Origin of the sequence: Holtiella tumoricola, assembly GCF_027857615.1 — a bacterium.
Classification (GTDB): domain Bacteria; phylum Bacillota; class Clostridia; order Lachnospirales; family Cellulosilyticaceae; genus Holtiella; species Holtiella tumoricola.
The window spans coordinates 104,793-124,852 of sequence record NZ_JAQIFT010000062.1 but is presented as its reverse complement, the minus strand read 5'-3'; the positions used below and the strand labels follow the sequence as shown (position 1 = coordinate 124,852).

Annotated in this window: 23 protein-coding genes; 14 read left to right on the top strand and 9 right to left on the bottom strand. The window is 33.7% G+C overall.

What is annotated here, in order from left to right; all coding sequences use genetic code 11:
• Positions 1-141 precede the first annotated feature (141 nt).
• Entirely contained in the window at positions 142-648 is a 507-nt protein-coding gene (locus PBV87_RS18425) for a hypothetical protein (protein WP_271013279.1), read from the top strand.
• A gap of 79 nt (positions 649-727) precedes the next feature.
• Here PBV87_RS18425 and PBV87_RS18420 read toward each other — a convergent pair whose 3' ends face one another.
• Complete coding sequence (locus PBV87_RS18420) at positions 728-2,143, bottom strand: DUF389 domain-containing protein (protein WP_271013278.1); 1,416 nt, start codon at positions 2,141-2,143, stop codon at positions 728-730.
• A 142-nt stretch (positions 2,144-2,285) separates the two neighbouring features.
• Between PBV87_RS18420 and PBV87_RS18415 the strand changes: the two genes are divergently transcribed.
• Together PBV87_RS18415 and PBV87_RS18410 are read left to right on the top strand one after the other, a co-directional pair.
• Positions 2,286-2,918 carry a pentapeptide repeat-containing protein gene (locus PBV87_RS18415; RefSeq protein WP_271013277.1) on the top strand — a complete coding sequence of 211 codons (633 nt, stop codon included), beginning with the start codon at positions 2,286-2,288 and terminating at the stop codon, positions 2,916-2,918.
• A 1-nt stretch (position 2,919) separates the two neighbouring features.
• Entirely contained in the window at positions 2,920-4,164 is a 1,245-nt protein-coding gene (locus tag PBV87_RS18410) for an aminopeptidase P family protein (RefSeq protein WP_271013276.1), read from the top strand.
• Positions 4,165-4,231: 67 nt separating this feature from the next.
• On the opposite strand, the gene PBV87_RS18405 is transcribed toward PBV87_RS18410, so the two are convergent.
• The 3 genes from PBV87_RS18405 to PBV87_RS18395 form a co-directional block, all read right to left on the bottom strand.
• Entirely contained in the window at positions 4,232-4,999 is a 768-nt protein-coding gene (locus PBV87_RS18405; protein ID WP_271013275.1) for a hypothetical protein, read from the bottom strand.
• Between the two features lie 200 nt (positions 5,000-5,199).
• On the bottom strand, positions 5,200-5,736 hold the full coding sequence (locus tag PBV87_RS18400) for a 50S ribosomal protein L25 (protein WP_271013274.1): 537 nt from the start codon (positions 5,734-5,736) through the stop codon (positions 5,200-5,202).
• 81 nt (positions 5,737-5,817) lie between these two features.
• Positions 5,818-6,540 carry a TraX family protein gene (locus tag PBV87_RS18395; protein ID WP_271013273.1) on the bottom strand — a complete coding sequence of 241 codons (723 nt, stop codon included), beginning with the start codon at positions 6,538-6,540 and terminating at the stop codon, positions 5,818-5,820.
• Between the two features lie 233 nt (positions 6,541-6,773).
• On the opposite strand from PBV87_RS18395, the gene PBV87_RS18390 reads away from it, so the two are divergent.
• From PBV87_RS18390 to PBV87_RS18380, 3 genes are read left to right on the top strand one after another with little or no spacing between them, the layout of a single operon-like run.
• A complete protein-coding gene (locus PBV87_RS18390) occupies positions 6,774-7,313 on the top strand; it encodes a chromate transporter (protein ID WP_271013272.1) in 540 nt (179 codons plus the stop codon).
• A 1-nt stretch (position 7,314) separates the two neighbouring features.
• Positions 7,315-7,836 carry a chromate transporter gene (locus tag PBV87_RS18385; protein ID WP_053983095.1) on the top strand — a complete coding sequence of 174 codons (522 nt, stop codon included), beginning with the start codon at positions 7,315-7,317 and terminating at the stop codon, positions 7,834-7,836.
• 21 nt (positions 7,837-7,857) lie between these two features.
• A complete protein-coding gene (locus PBV87_RS18380; RefSeq protein ID WP_271013271.1) occupies positions 7,858-8,844 on the top strand; it encodes an aromatic acid exporter family protein in 987 nt (328 codons plus the stop codon).
• A 29-nt stretch (positions 8,845-8,873) separates the two neighbouring features.
• Here PBV87_RS18380 and PBV87_RS18375 read toward each other — a convergent pair whose 3' ends face one another.
• The gene (locus PBV87_RS18375; RefSeq protein ID WP_271013270.1) at positions 8,874-9,851 is read right to left on the bottom strand and encodes a DHH family phosphoesterase; all 978 of its coding nucleotides are present in this window, start codon (positions 9,849-9,851) and stop codon (positions 8,874-8,876) included.
• Between the two features lie 170 nt (positions 9,852-10,021).
• On the opposite strand from PBV87_RS18375, the gene PBV87_RS18370 reads away from it, so the two are divergent.
• From PBV87_RS18370 to PBV87_RS18340, 7 genes are all read left to right on the top strand, one after another.
• Positions 10,022-10,288, top strand: coding sequence for a DUF1294 domain-containing protein (locus tag PBV87_RS18370; protein ID WP_082238574.1), 267 nt, complete (start codon positions 10,022-10,024; stop codon positions 10,286-10,288).
• Positions 10,289-10,315: 27 nt separating this feature from the next.
• Positions 10,316-10,684, top strand: coding sequence for a CoA-binding protein (locus PBV87_RS18365; protein ID WP_053983098.1), 369 nt, complete (start codon positions 10,316-10,318; stop codon positions 10,682-10,684).
• A 20-nt stretch (positions 10,685-10,704) separates the two neighbouring features.
• Entirely contained in the window at positions 10,705-11,802 is a 1,098-nt protein-coding gene (locus PBV87_RS18360; protein ID WP_271013269.1) for an iron-containing alcohol dehydrogenase family protein, read from the top strand.
• Between the two features lie 334 nt (positions 11,803-12,136).
• Positions 12,137-13,168, top strand: coding sequence for a GNAT family N-acetyltransferase (locus tag PBV87_RS18355; RefSeq protein WP_271013268.1), 1,032 nt, complete (start codon positions 12,137-12,139; stop codon positions 13,166-13,168).
• Positions 13,169-13,364: 196 nt separating this feature from the next.
• Positions 13,365-13,976, top strand: a complete 612-nt coding sequence (locus tag PBV87_RS18350) for a hypothetical protein (protein WP_271013267.1) — start codon at positions 13,365-13,367, stop codon at positions 13,974-13,976.
• A 244-nt stretch (positions 13,977-14,220) separates the two neighbouring features.
• Positions 14,221-15,519 carry an HD-GYP domain-containing protein gene (locus PBV87_RS18345; protein ID WP_271013266.1) on the top strand — a complete coding sequence of 433 codons (1,299 nt, stop codon included), beginning with the start codon at positions 14,221-14,223 and terminating at the stop codon, positions 15,517-15,519.
• A gap of 3 nt (positions 15,520-15,522) precedes the next feature.
• Positions 15,523-16,086: a DUF5317 family protein gene (locus PBV87_RS18340; protein ID WP_271013265.1), complete on the top strand. Its 564-nt coding sequence runs from the start codon at positions 15,523-15,525 to the stop codon at positions 16,084-16,086.
• On the opposite strand, the gene PBV87_RS18335 is transcribed toward PBV87_RS18340, so the two are convergent.
• From PBV87_RS18335 to PBV87_RS18320, 4 genes are all read right to left on the bottom strand, one after another.
• The gene (locus tag PBV87_RS18335) at positions 16,059-16,892 is read right to left on the bottom strand and encodes a tRNA 2-thiocytidine biosynthesis TtcA family protein (protein WP_271013264.1); all 834 of its coding nucleotides are present in this window, start codon (positions 16,890-16,892) and stop codon (positions 16,059-16,061) included. The genes PBV87_RS18340 and PBV87_RS18335 overlap by 28 nt on opposite strands.
• Positions 16,893-16,937: 45 nt before the next feature.
• Complete coding sequence (locus PBV87_RS18330) at positions 16,938-17,369, bottom strand: universal stress protein (protein WP_053983105.1); 432 nt, start codon at positions 17,367-17,369, stop codon at positions 16,938-16,940.
• Between the two features lie 144 nt (positions 17,370-17,513).
• Positions 17,514-17,843: a hypothetical protein gene (locus PBV87_RS18325; protein WP_271013263.1), complete on the bottom strand. Its 330-nt coding sequence runs from the start codon at positions 17,841-17,843 to the stop codon at positions 17,514-17,516.
• Positions 17,844-17,999: 156 nt separating this feature from the next.
• Entirely contained in the window at positions 18,000-18,587 is a 588-nt protein-coding gene (locus PBV87_RS18320) for a hypothetical protein (protein WP_271013262.1), read from the bottom strand.
• Between the two features lie 150 nt (positions 18,588-18,737).
• Here PBV87_RS18320 and PBV87_RS18315 point away from each other — a divergent pair, with 150 nt between their 5' ends.
• On the top strand, positions 18,738-19,838 hold the full coding sequence (locus PBV87_RS18315) for a YkvI family membrane protein (RefSeq protein WP_271013261.1): 1,101 nt from the start codon (positions 18,738-18,740) through the stop codon (positions 19,836-19,838).
• Positions 19,839-20,060 lie beyond the last annotated feature (222 nt).

Here is a 20,060-nt window from a genome sequence, read left to right as displayed (position 1 = left end):
ATAAGTTGCGCTTGTTATAGTATTCAATACGCTTCTATTATAAAAAAGTCTGAACTTAGATACAAGAAAAATTAAGTGTAACCATTTTATAAAACTGGAATAATATGGTAGTAATTAGAATGTGGAAAGAGGCGATGAGGGATGAATAATCAATTAGGTTTAATTGCTATTTTAGGAATAAGCTATTTGCTTCTAAGCCAAGAACACGGATTTGACTATCGAGGAGAAAGTGGAGAAGGCTATAAACAATTCAAGAGCGAACTCTATGACATTAGTTTTAAGTATCCTGCAGACTGGACTAAAAACCCTAACTATGAAGAACGTTATGATGGCCCAGGGGGCTTTGTAGAAGTTGCAGAAATTGAAGCTTATAATAGGCCAATAAATGTGGTTGTACAGCAAGAAATTAATACACCTATTAAACCTTTTGGGATGAATCCAAAAGTTATGGATGTAGATTTAGATGGTCAACCAGCTAGAGTAATTATACCATCAGCAGATCAAAATAAAGTTTTTGATAGAGAAGTAGCAATCATTGTCAAAAATAAAAAGCCTGTTGTTGAAGGTCAAGAGAGGTATGACTACACAATTATATGGACCGATAAAGCAAATCTTGAAAATATACTTAACTCCTTTAAATTTCTATAGTAGTTTACACAATAAAAGCACTCTATAACTAGGCAAGGCTAGACTAGTTATAGAGTGCTTTGGGGTTAAGGGGATTGATTTAGTTTTGAGGGACTAAGAAAGTATCAGTTGGTGGTGTATGAATATTGATATACAGCTCAATATCCTCTGTATTGGTTTTAACATGGAGCCAGTCTATAATGCGTGCCTTATCTGTAGTAGAAATGAGCTGATTACTATCAAGTGTAGCGACAATAGTATAATGGATTTCTTGAGAGGCAGGGTCCACACTCTTTAGCCTACCAATTGAAAAGTTTTTGATAGAAGGGAATAGGGCATAGAGTTCATTGGCAAGTGTTGTCACATCGATATCCTGAGCTTGGTAGTCTAAGACTTGAGCTTTATATTTAATAAGTTCAGATTTAAGCATTTCAATTTCTTTATCTCGGTCTCCCATGGCAATTTGTGTAGTAGATTCATCTATTTCTCTTTGAATTAAGGCTTCTACATCTTCAAACTTAAGGGATTCAACAGTTTCGTTCTGAGTTACTTTTAGATTCATATAGGACAAGTTATATTGAGGGAGTTTATTTGCAAGAAGATTAAGTACATCATCAGAGACACGTTTGCCTAGAAGGGCTAAACGTATTTCATTAGTACTCTTATCTACGTATTTACTAATAACTTGTGTATCATTAGAGATACTTGTATTTGCAACAAATTCTGTTTGGATGAAAGCTTCAATATTACTATCTTCTACACTATCTTTAACGATTTGGTAACCTAAATAGATACTTGGGAGTACAGTAATAAAACCAATAAGATAGACAAGTGTTTTAACACGTTTTTCTGCAATAGGGTCTAGAAAACTTTTCGTTGGAATACGCATAAGGCGGATAATGATGTATGTACTAATACATATAAAAAAGCTATTAATAAAAAATAGATATAAAGCACCAAAGAAATAAGTTAGATTGCCAACAGCAAGGCCATAACCAGCTGTACATAAAGGAGGCATCAACGCTGTAGCGATGGCTACACCAGGGATAACATTACTTTTTTCTTTGCGTGTTACGCCTATAATACCTGCTAATCCACCGAATAGAGCAATCATAACATCCCAGATAGTAGGTGTAGTTCGGGCTAAAAGTTCTGAGCGAGCAGCAGAAATGGGGGAAATAGTAAAGTAAATTGCAGAGGTTGTCATGCAAATAATGATTTGGAATAGAAGTCCAATAAAAGCTTTTCGTACTAATTTTAAATCGTTTGTAGCCATACCGTAGCCAATAGCCATAATACCGCCCATCAATGGAGAAATAAGCATAGCACCTATAATAACAGCTGTTGAGTTCATATTAAGACCAATGGAAGCAATGAAGATTGCTAGCATTAAAATAAATAGGTTTGTACCTTTCACATTGGAGGCTTTTATAATAGTAGTACGAATTTCATCGTTAGAAGCACGATCGGATTCTAAGCTAAAAGCATTTCTGATTGTCCGTAGAATTTTTGTCATGAGTAATATCTCCTTTAAAGCATATATTTAAAGATATTATAGTATAAGTTGATAATAAAAACTAAAGTTTTATGAAAAATGATGTCTTATTGATAGGAAAATGTTAAGATAGACATTAGAAATAGGACAAAGGAGTCAACAGATGAAGCCATATATTGTACCACAACTTGAATTAATAGATGAGGATTTAACCAACTTAGAAGATGAGATGGTTATAGAAGAAAAACATCTTAAAAGTATTTATATAGAAGAGCAAAGCTGTAAGAATGTACTTTTTAAAGGATGTATTTTAGAAAATGTTACTTTTAGTGATAATTGCTTTAAGAAAATAGAGTTTAATAATGTTATTTTTAAGCGCTGTGACTTATCTAATATGAGCTTAGAAGATGCTATTTTTCATATATGCCAATTTGAAGATTGCAAATTAACGGGTCTTAATATTCCAGAAAGCTGTGTGCAGTATACAACTTTTAAAACATGTATTGGAGATTACTTAGGATTAGGATTTTCAACACTTAAAGAAGTAGATTTTGAAGAATGTAGCTTGAAAATGAGCTATCTTGGAGAATGCAAGTTTCAAAAAGTACAATTTAAGTTATGTGATTTAACTGGAGCTGAAATGGCAGGTACAAAGCTTAAAGGACTAGATTTCACAACCTGTCAAATTGAAGGATTAAAAGTAAAGCTACAAGAATTAGTAGGCCTTAAGGTTACACCAACTCAAGCATTGAATTTTGCAAAAATGCTTGGATTAAAAATAGAGGGGATGGAGTAAGATGAGTAGACTATTTTATACAGAAACAAGAAAACGTTTAGCTGAGCAACTTGAAGAAGGGAGCTTAACATTACTATTTTCAGGAAACGCACCTAAAAAAAGTGCAGATGAATGTTATCCTTTTACAACCAATCGTCATTTTTACTACTTATGTGGTATTAAAGAAGAGGGTATTATTCTTGGACTTATGAAGGTTAAAGATGAAGTTAAATCTATTTTATTTATCAAAAAGGCAGATCCTGTAATGGAAAAATGGGTAGGTAAGACTATTTCTAAAGAAGAGGCAGAAGCAATTTCAGGCATTAGTGAAATTCATTATTTAGATGCCTTTGAAAGTACACTTCACCATGCTATTATGTCTGGTGATGTTCATAAGATTTATTTAGACTTTGAAGTAGATGGCTTTAAAAATGATTTAACTAAGGAGCAACGCTTTGCAAATGACTGCAAAGAACGTTATCCTTTTGTACAGTTTGGCAATGTACATAATCATATTTCAGCGTTACGTATGATTAAATCCGAACATGAAATTGACAAGTTAAGAGAAGCTATTCAAGTAACAGATGAAGGAATTAGAGCCCTTATGCAAAATGCAAAGAGTGGCATTATGGAGTATGCACTTGAAGCTCATTTTGACTTTGTACTTAAGACGCATGGAATAGAAGACTACGCATTTAAAACAATTGCAGCATCAGGGGTAAATGCTACAGTGCTTCACTACTCAAGCAATAATAGTGTGATTCCACAAGATAGCTTAATACTCTTTGACTTAGGTGCTCAATATGAATATTACAATGCAGATATTACAAGAACATTCCCTGTAGAAGGTAAGTTTACCCAAAGACAAAAACTCTTCTATAATATCGTACTACGTGCAAACGAAGAAGTAATCAAAATGATTAAACCAGGTATACCATTTACAGCACTTAATGAACGTGTTAAAGAAATTTACTTTGAAGAACTTGAGCCACTTGGGTTAGTAGAAACTATGGAAGATGTGAGCAAATACTACTACCATGGTGTAAGCCACTTCTTAGGTCTTGATACACATGATGTAGGTAGCCGTAAAGTAGAACTTCAAGAAGGAATGGTACTCACTGTAGAACCAGGTCTTTACATTGAAGAAGAAGCCATTGGTATTCGTATTGAAGATGATATTCTTGTTACAGCAACAGGATGTGAAAATCTTTCTAAAGATATTATTAAAACAGCGGAAGATATTGAAGCGTTTATGGCAAAACGCTAAGTTAGAACTAAAAAGTTCTGCCACCCAATGCCTAATTTATAGGAATGGGTGGCAGAACTTTTTATTGTTAGTTGTAAGTAATACTTTCAGAGGCTTCAAGACCTTCAAAGTAGCTACCAATTTGGTCATCTAAATCTTCGAGGACACAAGTGTAATCTCCAATAGTTATGTAGTTCATGCTTGGAATAATATAGCTTGTAAATGTTGTATGGTCATCTAGAGAGAATTCAACGCGGTATGAGAGGCCTTCAGTCTGTGCTTTTGCAATAGCCTCATAGTCACTTGTTTCTAATGTAGCAACTTTGGCATGAGTGAGTGCATCTAAGAGTTTTATACTATCTTCTTTTTCTAACATGTTTAAGATAGAGCCACCCATGTGGTCAAAGATATCTGTAAACATAATATGTTGTTGTAAGTTAGCAGCTTGAAGATACTCTTTTATATCAATAGGTGTATCATCTGCTTTACCTACATTTTCACAAATATAGAATTCGCCGTTAGATTCAAAAGCCATTCTAAATGCAGGATCGTAGTTTGTAAGCTCAAAGAGTGTACCATCATTTTGCTTGCTAATTTCTTTTCCTAATTGACTTTCTTCTAACTTGAAGGCTTCTCCATTGTTGAGGAATACATAACGATTACCATCAATTGTCATCATAGGTCTCATGCCCATAGGAGAAGTTTGCTGTGGAGCAGTTATGGCTTCTGAGTTAGTTGATACTTGTGGTGGAGTTGGTACAGAAGCTTTGGTTGTTGCACATCCTGTTAATGCACCTACTGCACAGATTGAAGCAATTCCTAAAGTTGCTAAACGTTTTGTTAATTGATTTTTCATTTTTAATTCCTACCTTCCGAAGTTGTAATCTATTTTTAATTTTTTATTCCCATTTAAGTGGTTTCACTAGTAATACAACTGAAGATAGGATTTTGTTGAGTTATTTTGAAAAAATTTTAGATTTCATAATAAGTATAAATAAAAGAGGCACTTCCCTAGGAATTTAAGGGAGTGCCTCTTCGTGGTTTATTGATTTAAAGCTACTGAACTGTAGCAATAATTGTCTCTGGATTTGTTAAGAGTTCAACACCTTGAGGTAATTCAATGTCGCGTACAAAGATTTTAGCACCACGATCTAAGCTACCTACATTAAGCATAAAGGATTCAGGAAGTACATCTACAGATCCTTTAACTAGAATACGTGATAAAGCTTTTTCCAATATGTATTTTTTGCTACTTAAGAGTTCTACACCTTCATAATTCATAGGGACATTCATTTTAATATATTCACCAGGTTTAACAAACTGAAAATCTACATGAAGAATTTGAGAGTGTAGATGGTCTGGTTGAAATTCTCTTAAGACACAGTTATAAACTTGTCCTTCAAGTTCTAATGGAAACATCATATTTGTAGAGTCGTTGATAATAGCTTGAAGAGAGGTAAGAGGTATTTGAATGGCAATAGATTCTTTTAAGGATTGCCCATACATAATACCAGGAATAAACCCTTTTCCTCTTAAACTAACTAAACTGTGTTTTGAATCACGTGGCATAATTTTAAAAACTTTTTGTGACATGACAAATTTTCCCCCTTTGTAAAAATACCTATATCTTATATGTACGAGCTATAGGAGGAAAATATGCTAAAAAGATTTTGTTTATATAAAGTAGGCAACAAGAGCAATAATGAGCATATGTAAAGGATAGAAGATGTAAAAGAAAGATTTATGTAAGGGAATAGATTTATCAGGTACGAAATAGATTACAGGTAATGCCAAAATAGCAGGTAATTGCATACTAATCATAAAGAGTGCCACATCAGTAAAGAAGGTTAAATAATAAAATATAGTAAGGAGTGTAAAGATTAATGTATATTTCATTAAGCCTCTCGTTTTATAACGTTTAGTAGAGTGAAGGAAGTAGTACATAAGTAATACTGTTAAGACGCCGTATATACCATAGTCTGCAACGGTACTTAGTATTAAGATAACTATTGAAGGTAGGATGCGTAATATTAAAGGTAGATGATGGGTTGAGTTGATAAAATATAAAAGAGCAAGTGCACATAAAAAGGTAAAGCCAATATTCCAGTGAGAGAGTAGAATGAGGCCAGAGGTACTATATAGGACGTCCTTAAAAGCACTACCATAGCTAAGAAACATAAATGGAATCTGAGCAGCTAATGTCATAAGTGCAATATTTTTTGTATACTGTTTCAGGTTGCTAGTATAAGAAAAGCCACAAGCAATCTTATAAGCAAAAATAGGCATAGAAAGTCTACCGAGTAACCTGCAGATTAGATAGGGTGTAGAGTATGAAGGTAAAAATGCAAGTGCTATGTGGTCTATAAGCATCAAAATCATGGCAATTATTTTTAACATAGATGAGAACTCCTTAATTAAATATTGGCTTATATTATAGCATATTTAGTAGAGGGACAAAGTAGAAGAAATTAATTAACTTTAAATTTTATAGCACTTATTAAGCTTCTTCGTTATGCTTTATTTATGGGTGGCGTTTTTTGAAGGATTTGGTGTAAAATATGATTTGTGAAAGATACTAAAGATAAATAAGATAGATTTAAACAGACTAAAGAGAATGTGAGGCATATAATATGAAGGAATTATGGGAGCTGTTTGTTGTGTTTATGAGAATGGGCGCCTTTACTTTTGGAGGAGGGTATGCCATGCTTCCGATTATTCAAAAGGAGATTGTAGAAAAGAGGAACTGGGCTACCAATGAAGAGATCATGGATTATTATGCTATTGGACAAATGACACCAGGGATTATTGCGGTGAATACAGCAACTTTCATTGGATATAAGTTAAAAGGAATTATAGGAGGGATTGTGGCAACACTGGGTATGGTTACACCTTCACTTGTAATCATTACAATTATTGCAGCATTCTTTAAGAACTTTGCTCATTATCCTGTTGTACAGCATGCCTTTGGAGGTATTCGTTTAGTGGTTATAGCACTCATTATACAAACGGTTTATACAATGGCAAAAAAGACCATTCATGATAAGCTTACAATTGCCCTTTTTGTAGTAGGATTTATATTGCTTATTGTGACACCTATTTCACCTGTATGGATTATTGTTTGCTCAGCTTTTATTGGATTAGTAGCAAGTCGCAAAAAGGGGGTAGAATAAAATGCTGATTTATATTCAACTTTTTTGCGAGTTCTTTAGAATAGGATTGTTTGCACTAGGTGGTGGGTTGGCGACAGTACCTTTTTTAGAGCAATTGATTGATAAGTATGGGTGGATTACATCAGCGGATTTATTAGATTTAATTGCCATTGCTGAATCTACACCAGGACCAATAGGGGTGAATGCAGCAACTTATGTAGGATTTAATGTAGCAGGAATCCCTGGAAGTATTACAACGGTACTAGGGCTTGTCACACCTTCTATTATTATCATTATTATTGTGGCTCATTTCTTTGAAAAATTTAAAAAGCAAAAAATGGTACAAGATTGTTTTTACGGTATTCGTCCCGTTGTAGCAGGACTTATAGGTGCGGCGGGATTTAATGTAGCGAAGATGGCGATTGTGGATTTGAAAACAATTTTAGTCTGTGGTGCTTTCTTAGTTATTATGAGTAAATGGAAAAAACATCCCATTCTTTATATTGCACTAGGCGCAGGAGTGGGCATTATTTTAGGCTTGTAAGGAGGAACGAATATAAAAAGGATGATAGGAATACGTACTTTGAAGACAGGAATAGGAGCGACCATTACACTTCTTATTGCCACTGCACTTGGACTTAAGTATGCAACGGCAGCTTCTGTTATTACTATATTAAGTATTCAAAGTACAAAGAAACAATCGGTAGAAATGGCAATCAAAAGGTTAGTTGCAACGGTGATTGCTCTTTTACTTGCAACACTCGTTTTTAATGGACTGGGATTTTATGCTTTAAGTTTTGGAGTTTTCTTAATTATTTTTATCCCTATAGCTTCAAAAGGTAATATGGTTGAAGGGATTGTACCAGCATCTGTATTAGTAACTCATTTTTTAGGAGAAGGCGGTATTACGCTCAACTTATTTTTGAATGAACTGGCACTGGTTGTAGTTGGAGTTATTGTTGCGCTGATTATCAACTTATATATGCCAAGTGTAGAAAATGAGATTATGAAATGTAGACACGAGTTAGAGAAAACGATGTATAGTATTTTTGAAAATATGGCTTGTGCATTAAAGTCAGAATGTGCACAGGTAGATGATCGATTCTATGCGCTACTAGGACAACAAATAGAGGAAGGCAAATCAAATGCTTATCGTTATACAAATAATTATTTATTTAGTAAGCATCCACCTTTTATCCAGTACTTTGATATGCGTAAGCAACAGTTTCAAGTGATGGCTTATATGAAAGAACATTTTACTAAGTTCTTTATGACAACAGCTCAAGCTGATGTTGTTGCACGTTTTACGGCGGAAGTTGCAGAAAGTGTTCATGGTGAAAAGTCAGCGAAAGACCTTTTAGTACAACTAGAAAAATTAAGAGAAGACTTTAGAAAATCTGATTTGCCAAAGACCCGTGAAGAATTTGAGAACCGAGCAATGCTTTATCAGTTTCTAAATGATATTGAACATTTCTTAGAGATTAAACAGAGCTTCAGAGAAAGTTTAACGCAAGAGGAATTTGAGGAATATAAAAAGGGGTATGCCATTTAAAGGCATACCTTTTTTAGTTGAATTATGTGTTATCCAGTATGAATAATATCAAAACTATGAAAGTAAGTTTTGATGACATTATGAAAATAAGCATTAGGAGATAGTGTACTATAAGTTTTTACAAAAGCTTCTTGGTCAATGAAGCCACCAGCTTTATCTAGGTGACCACCACCAGAACCTACATGACTAGTAAGGTAATTGGCGAATTCATTGGCTTTGACTTCTTTAGTACAACTACGTAAAGAGAATTTAATACCTTCTTCGTTTTGAAAGTAAACAATGCATAGGGAGATATTTTCTACTTGAATGGCTAAGTCACTAATAAATCCTAAGATGTTTGGATCACAAGGTCTTGATTCAAATATAGCAACTTTCCCTATAGTATCTAATGAACAATTGATTAGAGCGTTACCAGCAGTTTCAAGGTCATTAAAGGATAGATTAGAGTGTTTAAGGTTGTGAATAAGCGCTGAGTCATATGAAATAGAATCTGCCATATCTCGGTCAAGGGGATGACGAGTTTCAGATAAATAATTTGTATCAGTTAGAAGCCCGTAGTATAGAGCAGTTGCAACATTTGGGTGAGCATTGAAATCAAAGTTAGCTTGAGTAAGTAAATCCCAAAGTAAAGTTGCACAGCTACCAAGGTAAGGCCTAATATCTTGAAGCTCAAATTCAGTGCCTTGAATAATGTGATGATCAATAATGCATACAGCATGGGCGCTGAAACGTGTAAGGTTATTATTATTGTAATGACAATCTACGGTCACTAATAAGTCGGGGGGCTCTAGCTTAGTAACAAATTCTAGTGGAATAGCAAGTTGCTTAATCATGATTTTGAGGTTAGGCTTTTGTATCTGGATTCCACTATAGATGAGACGAGCAGTTTTGCCAATACTTCTTAAATAAGAATAAAGTGCAAAACCTGAAGCAATGGTATCAGCATCTGGGTTGTTATGGCATTGAATAACAATGTTTTTATATTGAATAATAGTATCTAAGATCATGGCTCAATCTCCCCTGTATTTATAGTATAATTATATCAATTTTTTTAATACTTATACAACATAAAATATAAAGATTGAGGCATATAAACGGATATATCTTCCAGTAGTATTGATTAAAGTTGAAAAATTCACTACAATAACAATAACACTATTAATTTTAGGAGGAAAACGTGGAATACTTATTCATTTATTTTTTAGTCATTAATCTTATAGGATTTGGAATGATGTATAGCGATAAAAAACGTGCAATTAAGAAAAAATACCGCATTCCAGAGAAAACACTTTTCCTTGTTGCATTAGTTGGTGGAAGTTTGGGGACAACATTAGGCATGGAGACTTTCAGACACAAGACAAAGCATTGGTATTTTAAATGGGGAATGCCAGCCATTTTTGTTTTGCAAATCATCATATTAGGTCTTGTTATGAAATACAAATAAGTAAAAAGCAGACAGAAGGAGTAGGCCATGCATTTAAGAGACTTTATGAAGCTAAAAAGCTGGGCTGTAGTAGGGGATGTAGATAATCCACTTAAATATGCTAATCAAATCAGAAATGAATTGAAAGAAAAAGGATATAAAGTATATGGTGTACATCCTACAGGAACAGGTTTCACTTATAAAAGCTTAAAAGATATAAAAGGTGATATAGACATCGTAGATTTATGTATTAATCCTATAGATGGTCTAGATTATATTAAGGAAATTGTAACATTAGGAATTAAGCACGTGCTGATTCAACCAGGTGCAGGGAGTGAAAAGATTATTTCCTATTTAAAAGAAAATGGAGTGATTGTCCTAGAAGGCTGTGCACTAGTAGGGATCAGATTATATTAAAAGAAAAGAGGGAATGGAAGATGATGAGTTCTTTTTTTATGCCAACGAAAGTAATAATAGGTGAAAATTGTATAGATGCTAATAGCCACTTATTAAAAGGTTTAGGAAGTAAAGCACTTATTGTAACAGGGAAACGTTCAGCTAAATTAAACGGATCAGGAAAAGATGTTGAAGATGCGTTAAGAAAAGAGAATATTCCCTTTGTTCTTTTTGATCAAATAGAAGAAAATCCTTCTTTAGAAACAGTAGAAAAAGCAAGAAATTTTGGATTAAAAGAAGGTGCAGACTTTGTTATTGGAATAGGTGGAGGATCCCCTATTGATGCAGCAAAAGCGATAGCTGTACTACTTAAAAATACTGATTTAACAGGTGATACACTTATTGGTGGTAAAAGCTTAGAGGCATCACCAGTAGTAGCTGTGCCAACAACAGCAGGTACAGGAACAGAAGTGACACAATACTCTATCCTTACAGATCATAAGGCACAAACAAAGAAAAACATTGGACATACTGTATTTCCAAGGATTGCGTACTTAGATGCAAAATATATGTTAGATATGCCAAAGAATATTACTGTGCATACTGCAGTTGATGCATTAAGCCACTTAGTAGAGAGCTACTTGAATGTAAAAAGCAATGAGATTAGTGAAGCTTTAGTTGAAAGAGGTTTAGAGTACTGGGGGAACTGTGTTGATAACCTCTTAGGTGGATTCTTTACTTACGAGTGTCGCAAAGACTTGATGTTAGCTTCTATGCTAGGTGGTATGGCTATAGCTCAAACAGGCACAAGTTTACCACATGGTATGGGTTATGCACTTACTTATCACAAAGGTGTGCCACATGGCTTAGCAAATGGTGTACTTTATGTACATTATTTAAGATGCTTTAAAGACCAAGCAAAAGTTCAAAGACTTCATAAGCTCATTGGTGTAAAAAATCATGATGAACTGGAAAAGATTTTAACAGCCCTTTGTCTGACAGATATCAAAGTAACAGATGAAGAACTACAACAATACGCACAAGAAATGAGTGCAAATCAAGCAAAACTTCAAAATCACCCTGAAGAAATAGGGTATGAGGAGATTTATCATATTTATAAAGCAAGTTTAAATATTTGATGGAGTGAGGGCATGTAGGTAAGCTTATTGTATTCCAACTTCTAGTCCTCAACTTTTAAGACAGACTAAGCTCATTTCATCAAACTAGCGGTCAAAACTCAGAAAAGAAGTTCACTTTTCTTCAAACATTTCCCTAAAACCAGTTTGATTGCATTTACTAAGCCTCTCTAAAAAGTTTGCGTAGAAAGTTTCCATACAATAACTTGCCTTACAGCCTATCACATCATAGCCCCACCGGTAGAGGGCTAGCTAGACTACATCATATACTAAAAGTTTTTACTTCATAAAATATACTAATGAGGATGAAAATAAAAGTATTGTTAGGGGAGATAATATGATCGTTGTAAGGAAGATGGAGCCTAGTGAGGCTTCTGCTGTCAAGAAGGTAGGGCAGAGGGCTTTTGGTATAGTTGAAAGTTTATTTGTGACTAAACCAAAGGAAGCGATGATCGCTTTATTGGATGATAAGATTGTTGGGGGCATTATTATTAAATACATAGTAAGTGATAGAAAAAAGATAGGATACTACGATGGGGCTTTTATTGACTCGGATTACCAAGGTCTGGGGATAGGTAATAAGTTGTATGCAGAGACAACGAAATATTTATGGGAGCAAGGGTGTGATGCGCTTTGTGCTCTTGTAAAAGATGATAATGTTGGATCTTGGAAATTGTTTTTGAATAATGGTTTTAGTCAAACAAGTATAAAAGAAGGCATACATCAGTTAGGTCTTGGAACCATGTTAAAAACTTATTTTACAACGCCATTTTTTATAGCTAATGGAATGGAGTTTTATCTTGCAGTCAAAGAGCAAAGTGTACAATCTAAAGTGTGTAAGACAGGTAGTCAAATTGGCTTATATCTTCTTGTGAATTTTTTATTAATACTACCCACCTTATTTATGGGAAGATCAAACTTTGGATTATTTATAAGTGCCTATATGGTTCTTCTAATAGGAGGCGTATTGTTTAGCTATATAGGTACTTTGTTCTCTAAAAGACAATGGTATTTTAGGATGAATAGTGGAGGTGCAGCCCTTGCTGCGTTTATTAATCTCAGTGGTGCTTTTCCTATGATAGGTAGTTGGTATCCCGAAAAATATGAGAATACCCAGGCCTTCAAAAAAGATATGGGAATAAGTGCACTATGGGAATGGTTATTTGTATTAGGAGTAACATTTATAGCTCTTTTGTTAGAACCTTTGTACTTTAGGTATATGGCTCAAATAGGTGGTGTATTTCTGATTTTTCGTATACTTATTTTCTATCCATTTGAATCCTTTGGAGGAAGACGCGTTTATCTTTGGAATAAAGGATGGTATGGTGTATTAACGGTGCTATCTATTTTGTTATTAATGTTTTCATAGTAGTTATTAAGATTTTGAACCTATTTAAAGAGCATGTATCTGTAGCATTTTAAATAGGTTCTTTTTAGTTTTTTTATAGAGAGACACAAAATGAAATAAATGGTGTTAAATAAAAATATAAAAGAAACAAAAATATTTTAAAAGTGATAAAAATGTTATATTATAGACTTATGCTAACATATAGGGGGAGATTTGGATGGATACCATAGAGTTATGGAGTGACAGTATAAAAAAGATAAGTGGTGTAAAATATGTCAAGATTAAGGGTGACATTGAACATATTGAAGCAATACACATCGTAATAAATGGAATAAAGTCTCCTAAACAAATTGTTAGAGATGTGGAGGCAGTTTTGTTAGCCATGTTTGACTACCAGGTAGATCACAGAATAATAAGCGTGGCACAGCTTGAATTAGAAGAAGTTCAGACGATCATGCGTATTAAATATGAGGGGATTAATGTGAAGATGGATGACCCTTATATAGAATGCGACGTGCAACTTAGCCATAACGGACAAGTCTTTACACATACCGAAAGGGGTATAAGGACACCATTAAATAGATATATTACCATTGCTAAAGGAGCCGTTGGATGTATAGAGAAAGCGGTTCAAGGCAAATACTTTTTGGACATCATTGATGTTCAATTACATCAGAGTAAAGGGATAGAGTTTGTCTGTATCGTTATTCAGATGATTGGTAATAAGCAAGATGATACATTGATTGGAACGGCTATTATTAAAGATGATAGCTATGAAGCGGTTGTAAAAGCAACATTAGATGCGATTAACCGTAGAATTTTAACTTAGGTATAGGAGCCAATTATAAATACATAACCTCTAAGCGGAGCGGAATTATGACAGACCAATAGCGGGCGTCTGTTAATTCACGTGAGAGGAGAATGAAACAATGAAAAATACATTCGTAAAATTATTACCAGTAGCATTTGCTTTATTAGCACTTGCAATCGCAGCTGGTGCAGAAATTAGTTACATATTCTAAGATTGTATTAATTTTATTTATAATTGGCTTTTATATATAGATTAGGGGGAGATGGAAATAAATCGTTTGACATTAAAACAAAAAACCTTCTTTTTAAGTATTTATGCAATTGCAATTGGCTTAATCATATATAGCAGTATGTATGGACATTTTGAAATGAAAAGTCAACAAGTAAGAGAAATTATATTTTTTATATTTGCAATTGGTTTAAGTGAAAGTATAACTTTATGCTTTAGAAAGATGTCATTTAGTACAACATTTGCATTAACATTGGCAACATATTTAACATTAGGAGCGTTACCAAGCCTAATCTGTTTACTAGGTGGATTTCTTATACGTGTACTGAAGGTAGATGAAAATACATATAAACATGTTTGTAATACTCCGTTATATGGAACTGCCTTTAATTGTAGCATGTTTACTATTAGCTTTATAATAAGCCATATATTATATAGAAGTGCTATTATAAATATAGGGATAGAAAATCAATTCATAGGAATTCTTATATTTTCAATGAGTTACTTTTTAGTTAATAAAGGACTACTTGCAATGCTACTTGCAATACTTCAAGGTGTTTATTCAAAAGAAACTATTTTTAAATACTTTAAGAATGAATTTTTCTTGGGAATGATTAGTTACTTAATTATGATTCCTTTTGGCTGGATGTTTGCAGTTCTTTATGAGCACTATAGTTATTGGGGGATTATTATTCCGTTGTTCCCTGTGTTGTTAATTAAGTATACATTTACATACTATGCAGAGGCAAAAGAGCAATATGTTCAAACGGTAGAAACATTGATGAATGCTGTAGAGGCAAGAGATTGCTATACTAATGGACATTCAAAAAGAGTAGCTGAAGTGGCTTCTCTTATTGCGAAGAAGCTAGGTTATAGGAATGGACAAATAGAAAAGCTTCGTATTGCTGCTATGTTGCATGATATAGGAAAGATAGGAATTAGTGATAATATTCTACATAAACCAGGTAAGCTAACTGATGAAGAGTTTGCTACTATAAAAAGTCATCCAGAGATTGGAGAAGGAATTATTAAAGATGTATCCAATCTAAAATATACAAGAAGTATTATTAGAAATCATCATGAACGTTATGATGGTAAAGGTTATCCAGACGGTAAAAAGGGTGATGAATTAAGTGTAGATGTTTATATCATCCAACTTGCAGATGCTATAGATGCTATGGCGAGTGACAGACCTTATCGTAAAGGCTTACCAGCTGATGTTATAGAAAGTGAAATAAGAAAAGGGAGAGGTACACAGTTCCATCCACATGTTGTGGATGCTTACCTTGATTTATTACAATCCAATGCGGAAATACAGAAAATTTGGGAGTAAAATATGTTTGTTCTATCAATAGTTGGTGCAATAATTATAGGCTATTTATGTAAAGGACAACTGAGTAACTTGAGATTTGTACAAATAAAAGGGATTGCCTTTATCTTTGCTAGTTTCATTGTAGAATGGATAGCAAAGATACTTTTAAATCAAAATATGATTGAGTTAGGGAATGTTTCGTGGAGCTTGCACCTTTTCACTTATATTTTACTAGGAGTAATGATTGCTAAAAACTGGGAAAAAGGCTCTATTAAACTTATTGGGATAGGGACATTGTTAAATGCTCTAGTTATTTTCTCTAATAATGGCATTATGCCAGTAGGGACATGGGCAATGGAACGATTAGGTATTCCAGAAGGGGCAACTTTACAAGGCATGTATCTTGTGATGCATGACCAGATGCATTTTAAAATACTAGCAGATATTTTGCCTATTCGAATTATGAATAGAGGATTTATCTTAAGTATAGGAGACTTATTCCTTATAGCGGGGCTTATGATCATTATTATTTATGGAATGAAAAAAGAAACCTGTAGAAATTACTCTTCTACAGGTTTCCCGTCATAAAAGTCCATAAAGTCATAATCAATGCCATCTTTTTGATATCCGAGGATGGCATTCATATTAACGTTTTCAGCAGATTTAAAAATAGACTTGTCCACTTGTGGATGAGTCTTTTTTAATGTAGCAATAAGGTCTTTAATCTCTGCACGTTTGCTAGAAGTTTCGCCGGCAGCAACAGCACATCCACAATTCATAGCTTTGATACCATTGGCGCGGATAAAGCTTTTGATAGACTCTTCATGGACGTAGTAGAGAGGTCGTATAAGCTCTAATTCTGGGGAGTTGGTTGAGTGTAATTTAGGAAGCATAGTTTTAAAGTTACCAGCATAGAGTACATTCAGAAGAGTTGTTTCTATAACGTCATCAAAGTGATGGCCTAATGCTAACTTATTACAACCTAATTCTTTAGCTCTTGCATATAAGAAGCCACGACGCATGCGTGCACACATATAGCAAGGGTATTCAGAAGAGATACGTTCAACTACTTCAAAGATATCTGAGTCATAGAAATGTACAGGAATATCTAAATGTTTGCAGTTAGCAATAAGATTTGTTTTGTTCTCTTCGTTAAAACCTGGATCCATAGAAATAAAAACAGGGGTAAAGGGAGTATCTGTATGACGACTGAGCATTTGAAAAAGCTTCGCCAATAAGAGACTATCTTTACCACCTGAAATAGCTACTGCAATCACATCTCCTTCTTCAATAAGTTTATAGTCCTTAATTGCTTTGATAAAAGGAGACCATATATATTTTCTATAGTTTTTTTGAATACTACGTTCAATTTCAGATAAAGGCTTGATTTCCACTATTTCACCTCGATAAATAATCATTTAAGCCTTATTATAACAAGTTTACTTAGTGTACTCAAGAACATGAATTTGACATTTCTTCTCTAATTTATCTTTTGGAGAGATAACAAATTTACTATTAGAGTGTTCTTTTTGCTTTGGAATAACAATGAGGTCTACATTTTTTTGTTTTGCTACACTAATAATTGTGTCTGTAGTTGGTCCGATAAGGCAAATGGTTTCATGTTCACAATCACTAAGGAGTGCGTTGATTTTCTTTGCCATATCCTCTTGTGCCATTTGGACTAAATCCACATTTAAGTTTGCTATAGAATAAAGTAAGCTTGGATAGGTATAGCAATTTGTAAGTGAAAGTGGACTTGTAATATAGAGGCAGATAAGTTTAGCCCCATGCTCTTTTGCGAGAGCTTTAGTAAAGCAAATAAGGTCTGTATCCAGTGTGTGTGTAATAGGTAAGAGTATAGTAGTTGTCATAAAAATACCTCCTTTGCTATTGTATAAAATGATTATACCACAAAACAATAGCTTATTAAATATAACTATAATATAAATAGATTTTGATATTTTTATATAAAAAATATACCATTTTTAAAAAGAATAATATAAAATATCTAAGAATTACTCGTCAATTTGTTCAAGATGTAGAAAAGTGCTTATATTGTCAGAAGATTGTTCTGTTCCTTCAGGTAAGAAAACAATCTTAGGAGGCTTTTTGAACAAGTTAGAAGAAGTAGTAGGTGTATTTACTGTATAGTATAAATAGGCGGTTTCTTCGGGATAAAGATTACCTAAACATATTTTTTCTGTGTTAGGTGTAACATTTAAAGAACCACGTTCACGTACGATCATTAAACTATCTAATTGTGTTTTGAAATCAGGTAAATATAACGTGACGTTGTTGAGCATTGTATCTGAAATATTGGTGATTTTGATATGATTATTAGCCATAGGAAAACTCCTTTCTCGAGCATAGTAGCTTTTATAGTATAATCCATTTGATTATATAATATATTATATGATTTTTGTGCCCAGTAATTGCTTAGAAGTTATTAAAAGCACAAAAAGAGGTTGCTAGAAGCAACCTCTTTTTGTTTGGATGTTGTATTATTCACAACGACCCCATGTTGTAGTATTTTTACATGGTGATCCAAAGTTACTGCAAGGGCAATTGCAGCATTCATGATGATGATGATGACGACGGCGAGGTTGGATACCAGGGTTATGATCATGTTCGCCACAACCACAGCCACAATCGCATCCACAACCACAGTTGCATCCGCAGCCGCATCCGTCTTCAGAACCAGGACGACGACGAGGTTGGATACCAGGATTATGATCATGTTCGCCACAGCCACATCCGCAATCACAGTCACGATCAGGTTTAGTACATCCACAACCGCATCCGTCTTCAGAACCAGGACGACGACGAGGTTGGATACCAGGAGCGTGATCATGTTCGCCACAACCACAGCCACAACCGCATCCACAGCAACATCCGCAGTTAGATCCACAATCATAAGATGGTCTTTTTACAGGTTTTGGAGGGCATGCACAGTTGCAACGATTTACAGTATAACCATATCCAGCACATGTTTCTATACGAATGTCATTATTAGGCTCACATGATTTACAATTTGAATTTACATTAGAATTACAACAACAGCATTTACAACAATTACAATTACAAGACATAATATTCCTCCTTAAGAACTTTAAAGGGTTACTTCACTAGATATATTATGCAGCAACGACATAAATTGACATTATATATATAAATTTAAAAAACATATTTTTGAAATTCTTGAATATATATATATTGACAAGCTATACAAGGAGGAGGTTATGAAAAAGAATTTTCTCAGCATTCAATTAGCAACAATATTTGTGGGCAGCATAGTGGGGGCAGGGTTATCATCAGGCAGAGAGTTGAGCCAATTTTTTTCTACATATGGATATAAAAGTTTTATAGGACTTTTTATCTGTGCAATTTCTTACATATTAGTGGGGCGTATGATTGTAGATATTACGATGAAACATAATGTGAAATCATATAATGAATTTATTGATCTTGTTTGTCCTAAGGGGGTAGGGGCCTTTACAAACATTATCCTTACACTGTTTCTTTTAAGTAGTACAGTCATTATCCTTGCAGGAAGCTCCGCAGTTATTCATCAATACTTTGGTGTACCTAGATGGATAGGATTTTTACTTATGGTGATTTTGAGTTTGATTATTTTACTTAGAAACACAGAAGGTCTTTTTGAAGTTAATATTGCTACAGTACCTTTATTAGTTATTATTATGAGTGCTATTTTTATTAGCTTTATAATAAGAAGACCAGAGACATTTTCTGTAGAGTATATTCAAGCACTTCCTTATACAAAGCAGAATTGGGTTACATCAAGTTTAGTGTATTCAGGTTTTAATATTATTTCTATAGTAGGTATACTGGTACCACTTACTTATGAATTAAGAGATCCTAAAGCACTTAATAAAGGAATACAAATAGGTTCTTGGGTACTTACGTTGGTAAGTTTTTTTATTGTGTTTTTGATGATGGTTAATTACACTTACCCACAACTTTATGAAATTCCTATTTTAGCAGTAGCAATGCAAGGGGGAAGAATTCTACGAGTAGGCTTACTTGTTGTTATATGGATGGAGATGTTTTCATCCCAAATTTCTAATATATATAGTTTAACAAGAAGCTTAGAAAGTAAAGCAAAGATTCCGTATAAAAAAGGCGTTATTATTGTTCTGGCTATTGCAACACCATTTTCTTTTATTGGTTTTAGCAAATTAGTAGATATTCTTTATCCTTTATATGGGGTATTAAGCTTGGCATTTGTAATGTGCTGTATTATTTTTTATGTGAAAGAACACATAAGTATTAATTCATTAAAAAAAAGTAAGCAAAAAGTGATTAGTAGGCATAAGATATAACATAGGTGTGTTATAAAATGCGTTTCAAAGAAGGTACTCTTTTCGAAAGGGAAGATGTGCCTTCTTTTTTTGTGTATTAATTTGTGTATTAAATAGAAGTATAAAGTATTTGTTAACAAGAGAAGATAATGGATGTGAAATAAATAAAGAAAAAGAAAATTATAAAAAGTAAAGGAAGAGTTACTTTTTGTAATTGGATAAAGGACTATATATATTGTAAAA